The sequence below is a fragment of the Nocardia sp. TBRC8007 genome (assembly GCF_056629435.1).
Map to the genome: position 1 here is coordinate 1 of NZ_JBWSOR010000228.1, position 247 is coordinate 247.

Here is a 247-nt window from a genome sequence, read left to right on the forward strand (position 1 = left end):
CGAGATCGTCTCTGGGGTGGGGTATCGGGCACCGCGATCGGAGCGGGAGCGGGTGGTGGTGGGGCTGTTCGGTGAGGTCCTGGGGGTGGATCGGGTGGGTATCGACGACAATTTCTTCGACCTGGGTGGGCATTCGCTGTTGGCGATGCGGTTGGTGAGCCGGATCCGGTCGGTGTTGGGGGTGGAGGTTGCGATCCGGGGGGTGTTCGACGCCCCGACTGTTGCGCAGTTGGTCTCCCGGCTCGAC

At 66.4% G+C, this 247-nt stretch carries 1 protein-coding gene; it reads left to right on the forward strand.

What is annotated here, in order from left to right; translation table 11 throughout:
* Positions 1 to 247 (forward strand): phosphopantetheine-binding protein (locus ACX4ZE_RS23430; protein WP_480275637.1); only part of this gene is annotated, 247 nt, incomplete at both ends.